The 5,177-nt window shown below is 72.6% G+C and carries 4 protein-coding genes and 1 pseudogene; 3 read left to right on the forward strand and 2 right to left on the reverse strand.

The window, feature by feature from the left end:
• Positions 1-533 (reverse strand): annotated as a pseudogene (locus GTW43_RS06450) (hypothetical protein); the annotation flags it as partial.
• 207 nt (positions 534-740) lie between these two features.
• The gene (locus GTW43_RS06455) at positions 741-1,448 is read right to left on the reverse strand and encodes a hypothetical protein (RefSeq protein WP_237536442.1); all 708 of its coding nucleotides are present in this window, start codon (positions 1,446-1,448) and stop codon (positions 741-743) included.
• 341 nt (positions 1,449-1,789) lie between these two features.
• Here GTW43_RS06455 and GTW43_RS06460 point away from each other — a divergent pair, with 341 nt between their 5' ends.
• The 3 genes from GTW43_RS06460 to GTW43_RS06470 form a co-directional block, all read left to right on the forward strand.
• Positions 1,790-2,401, forward strand: coding sequence for a TetR/AcrR family transcriptional regulator (locus GTW43_RS06460; RefSeq protein WP_161300658.1), 612 nt, complete (start codon positions 1,790-1,792; stop codon positions 2,399-2,401).
• A 113-nt stretch (positions 2,402-2,514) separates the two neighbouring features.
• On the forward strand, positions 2,515-3,174 hold the full coding sequence (locus GTW43_RS06465) for a peroxiredoxin-like family protein (RefSeq protein WP_161300659.1): 660 nt from the start codon (positions 2,515-2,517) through the stop codon (positions 3,172-3,174).
• An 86-nt stretch (positions 3,175-3,260) separates the two neighbouring features.
• Positions 3,261-5,177 (forward strand): TPM domain-containing protein (locus GTW43_RS06470; protein ID WP_343245922.1); only part of this gene is annotated, 1,917 nt, incomplete at its 3' end.

A 5,177-nucleotide genomic window follows, 5' to 3' on the forward strand; every position in this document is an offset into this window, starting at 1 on the left:
CGGACGCCGAACGGGGTCTCCTGCACGACGTAGAGGTCACCGCCGATGAGAGCGTCCGCCTCGGCCGCCTCGTAGCGGGCCGCGATGCGGAACGGGCCCACTCGGCCGGGCGGACGCGGGAGCACGGCCAGCTGCACGGCCTCCGAGATGCCGCGCGCGGTGGCGAGACGTCGCCCGTGCCAGGCCACGACGACATGGAGCGCCACGGCGATACAGCCCACGAGGAGTTGCGTCACCATCTCGGTGATCGCGGTCGGGTCGCCGGCGGTGCCGTTGCGGAACTCGAGCCCCGCCTGGACGGCAAGGGCCAGCACCGCCACCGCCGCGGTTCCGCGCAACGTGTAGAACGGTGCGATGAGCAGGGGCGCCGTCTCGAAGAAGGGCGGAGAGGTGAATCCCGCGGGCGTCGCCAGGTAGAAGGCGGCACCGGCCGCTATCAGGGGCAGCGGCAGGAGCCGGACGACGCGCACGGCACGCGTCTCGATCTGATCGGAACCGTGACGCGCGCCGAACCGGCGGGGGAGGTCGAGCATGGTGGAGCTTCTTTCGTGTGGGCGCAGGTCAGGCGGCGTCCTCTCGGTGCCGGACCGCTCGCACGTCACGCGGAGTGCGCCCGCTGCCGCATCTCCCATGCGGCAGCGGGCTGTTCGGAGGGGCGGCGTACGGCACAGGTTGCCGTGGGATCCGTACGCCGCGCGCCTGTAGGAGGCCGCTCCCGAGGCCGGGCGCAGCCGCTGCGGTCAGGCCGCGGAGGTGAGCTGGACGGCGCCCGGGTCGGTCGACGGCGCGATCGGGGCCGGGACGGGCGGCTGGTCCGGGTCGGGCGTGGGGTCAGGCGTGGGGTCGGGCGCAGGGGCCTGCTCCAGCCAGGAGGACAGCGAACCGTCCGGGCTCAGCACGACGTGCATCCCGTTGTGCTCGCCCGCCGCGGAGCGCCCGTCGGCGTCCAGGGTGCCCAGTCCCGCCACCACGGCCTGCCAGTGGCTCGGGGACAGTTTGTAGATGCGTGCCAGAGTGCCGTCGGCGAGTGTGTCGTTGCGGACGTGCTCACGCTTGCCGGGCTGCGGTGCGGGCTTCGGCCGGGGCTTGGCCCGGTCCGCCCACGAGGAGACCTTGCCGGTGGCGGTGAGCCTGACGTGGAGGCCGTTGAGGTCGGCGCGGTCCGTCTTGCCGCGTGACGCCTTCAGCAGGGCGATCTTCTTGCCCTTGTAGAGGATGTCGGCCTGGTACGTGTACCGGCCGAGCTTGTAGACCTTCGCCGTGTGGTGCGTCGCGGCGAGCTTGACGGTCGCGACGTGGACGCGCTTCACCGTGGACCGGTGGGCGGCACTCTGCGCAGCGGCGGGGCTGTGCTGCGGGGCCGCGAGGGCGCCGGAGGCCGCACCGAGACTGATCGCGGCGGTGGCGGTGACCGTGATGATGCTGGTGCGCAGGGCGCGGGGGGTCATACGCATGATGAAAGAGGGCCCCTTCCGGGTCACGGTTCCAGGAGGTGATGGCCGCGCGAGCCGGTTGCTCCGAGGCGACATCCACGAAGCTACGCATCTCACGTCAAGGCCATCCATAGATGATGTAACGGTCAAATCGCAGAAATTGCGCATATTGTTCTCGGTGGACGAGGTGCGGCCGCAATATTTCCCGTGGGTGGGCTCGGCGCCTGCCCGCCCGGCGACAACAGGCCCACTCCCGACGAGGCCCACTCCCGATCGGGGCGCCCGATCGACGCCCGGACGGCCGCCGCAGGCGCTCAGCAATGGAGTACCCGTGCCAGGGCTCGTAGGCTGTGCGTATGCCTATCAAGCCAGGGACCGTCACCGCCAAGGGGCGCGAGACCAGGCGGCGCATCGTGGCCGCCGCTGCACAGCTGATGTTCGAGCGGGGCGTCGCGGACACGACGATCGAAGAGGTCCGCACCCGGGCCGCGGTGAGCAATTCGCAGATCTACCACCACTTCGCGGACAAGACCGCCCTGGTGCGCGCCGTGATCGAGCACCAGTCGAACGCGGTCATCGAGCCGCAGGAACAGCTCTTCGCGCGCCTCGACACGATGGACGGCCTGCGCCAGTGGCGGGACTTCGCCGTGGCCCGCCAGCGCGAGCTGAACTGCCGTGGCGGCTGCCCGATCGCCTCCCTGACCCATCAGCTCGCGGAGAACGACGAGCCGGCACGGCTCCAGCTCGCCCACAGTTTCGCGCGCTGGTCCGCGGGCCTTCGCGCGGGGCTGGCGGCCATGCACGCAAGCGGCAGGCTGCGCCCGGACGCCGACCCCGAGGCCCTGGCGCTCGCGCTGCTGGCCGCCCTGCAGGGCGGCCTCCTGCTGACCCAGCTCGGCCGGGACACGAAGCCGCTCGAGACGGCACTCGACACGATGCTCGCCCACATCGAGGCGCAGACCGTCTGAGCGCAATCCCGTGCCGGCACCCTTGAGGACTGGCATTGCGATGCCATTTCTCGTACGCAACTCTGGACCGTGCATACCAGTACGGGCGTGACTCACCGACCAGAGGGACGATCATGACCACCACCCCCATCTCCGACCAGGTCGCCGCACTCGAGGCGGGCATGGCTCAGCAGGTGCCGACCGACGTCCTCGCACCGTTCGCCGAGGAGCGCCGGCAGCTGGCCGCAGACGGCGTGCCCACAGGCGTGGCCGTCCCGGGCTCGCAGCTCACCGACGCCGAGGTGCTCGACGCCCACGGCAAGCCGGTCACCCTGCACGAGGCGCTCTCCGGCAGGCCCGCCGTGGTGGTCTTCTACCGCGGCGCCTGGTGCCCGTACTGCAACCTGGCCCTGCGCACCTACCAGGCCGAGCTGGCCGAGGCACTCGCGCAGCGCGGCGCCGCGCTGGTGGCGATCAGCCCGCAGAAGCCCGACGGCTCACTGACCATGCAGGAGACCAACGAGCTCACGTTCACCGTGCTCTCCGACCCGGGCAACACGGTCGCCGCGAGCCTGGGCATCCTCACGGAAGCAACCGACGGCGCCAAGGCATCGCAGGCCGCCCTCGGGCTGGACGTCGCCGCCGCCAACGCGGACGGCACCGCTGTCGTCCCGATGCCCACCACCCTCATCACCGACGCCGCCGGGACCATCCAGTGGGTGGATGTCCACCCCGATTACGCGACCCGCAGCGAACCGGCCGCGATCCTCGCCGCCTACGACGCCGCTCTCTGAGAGGAGACAGCCTCACCAGCGGTGAGGGTGCCGGCCCGGCCGCGCCCCGGTCGCGACCCCTCGGATCCGGACATACGCTCCGAAACGTGATCCGCATACCCGCTGCCCGCGCTGCCGCCGCGGCCACCGTGCTGGCACTGCTCTGGCTGGTGCTCGGCCCCCTCGGCGCGGTGCGGGCCGACGATCCGGTCACCCTGAACCGGACCGGGCAGATCACCGACAAGGTCGGAGCGCTCGGGGGCCGCAAGGGCGTCACCGCCGACGCGCTCGACCAGCTCGACAGCAGCCGCGGCATCCAGCTGTTCGTGGTCTACGTGCGCGGCTTCTCGGGCCGCTCCGCGCAGGACTGGGCCGACGCCACCGCCGATCGCAACGGGCTCGGGCTCGACGACGTACTGCTCGCCGTCGCCACGCACGACCGTCAGTACGCGTTCTCCGTCGACCAGGACTCGCGGCTGACCGACGCCCAGATCAACGACATCGCCTCGACCGCCGTCGAACCGGCGCTGCGCAAGAACGACTGGGCGGGCGCCGGCATCGGCGCCGCGAACGGGATCGACGCGGTCGTGACCGGACAGCCCGTCCCCGCACCCACCGTCACGCCCGGTGACGCCGACCCCGGTGGAGGCGGTGACAGCGGGGGCACCGGTACCGGCGATCTCGTGCTTCCGGTGATCGCCGTGGGCGGCGCCGGGGCTCTCGCCGCGTACGCGTTCACCCGCCGCAGGAAGCGGGCGCCGAAGGGCACCGCACAGGGCGGCGGCAGCAGCGGGCAGGGCTGGGGGCGCAAGCCGGAGCTCACCCCGCTCCCCGAGCTCGACAAGCAGGCCCGGCGGATGCTCGTGGAGACCGACGACGCCGTGCGGACCAGCACGGAGGAACTCGGGTTCGCCACGGCCCAGTACGGCGAGGACGCCGTCACACCGTTCCAGGAGGCGCTGACCTACGCCCAGGCCGAGCTGACCTCCGCGTTCAAGCTGCGCCAGCAGCTCGACGACGCCTTCCCCGAGGACGATCCGACGAAGCGGCGGATGCTGGACGAGATCGTCACACGGTGCGGCGAGGCGCAACGCCGCCTCGACCACGAGTCGGAAGGCTTCGACCGGCTGCGTTCCCTGGAACAGAACGCGCCGGAGGCGCTGTCCAACGCCGAGCGCTCCTTCCGCGAGCTGACGGCGCAGACCGGCCGGGCCCAGGAGACCCTTGCCGAGGCGGGTACGCGGTACGCCCCGTCGGCACTGTCCCCCGTCGCGGGCCACCTCGAACAGGCCAAGGACCGGCTGGTGTTCGCCACCACCAACCTCAACGAGGCGCGGCAGAGCGTCGACGCGGGCGACAGCGGCAAGGCGGCCGTGTTCCTGCGAGCCGCGGAGGGCGCCATCGACCAGGCCGGCACGTTCGTCACGGCGATCGAGCGGCTCTCCGGCGAACTCGCGGAGGCCCAGGACAAGCTGCCCGCCGCGCTGACCGAGTCGGAGACCGACCTCGCCGACGCGCGCGGCCTGCTCACCGGCACGGCGCAGGGCGTGTCCACCGCCGATCTGCGGGGCCGCATCGCCCGCGCCGAATCGGTCCTCGCCGGGGTGCGCAAGGAGGTCGCGGCCGGTCCGTACGATCCGATCGACGCACTGCGCCGGGTCGAGGAGGCGGACACCGCGCTCGACGAGGCGCTCGCGGCGGCGCGGGAGCGCGAGGCGGGCACCGCGCGGGCCAGGCAGCTCCTCGCGCAGGCACTGCTGACCGCCCGCAGCAGCACCGGCGCCGCCTCCGACTTCATCACCACGCACCGCGGCGCGGTCGGCAGCGAGGCCCGCACCCGGCTCGCCGAGGCCGAGCGGCACCTGACGGGCGCGCAGGCCGGCGAGAGCGTCGACCCGGCCGCCGCACTCGGCGAGGCGCAGCAGGCCGACGCACTGGCCCGGCAGGCGCAACAGCTCGCCGAGCGGGACGTGCGCGGCTACGGCAATCCGTACGGGGGCGGCGGGCGCAGCAGCGGCGGGATG

The organism is Streptomyces sp. SID5785, assembly GCF_009870065.1.
In the GTDB taxonomy this organism is placed as follows: Bacteria; Actinomycetota; Actinomycetes; order Streptomycetales; family Streptomycetaceae; genus Streptomyces.

Excerpts from the sequence above, each read along its gene's own strand:
- GTW43_RS06455 (WP_237536442.1), bottom strand. The coding sequence starts at position 1,448 with ATGACCCCCCGCGCCCTGCGCACCAGCATCATCACGGTCACCGCCACC.
- GTW43_RS06460 (WP_161300658.1), top strand. The coding sequence starts at position 1,790 with ATGCCTATCAAGCCAGGGACCGTCACCGCCAAGGGGCGCGAGACCAGG.
- GTW43_RS06465 (WP_161300659.1), top strand. The coding sequence starts at position 2,515 with ATGACCACCACCCCCATCTCCGACCAGGTCGCCGCACTCGAGGCGGGC.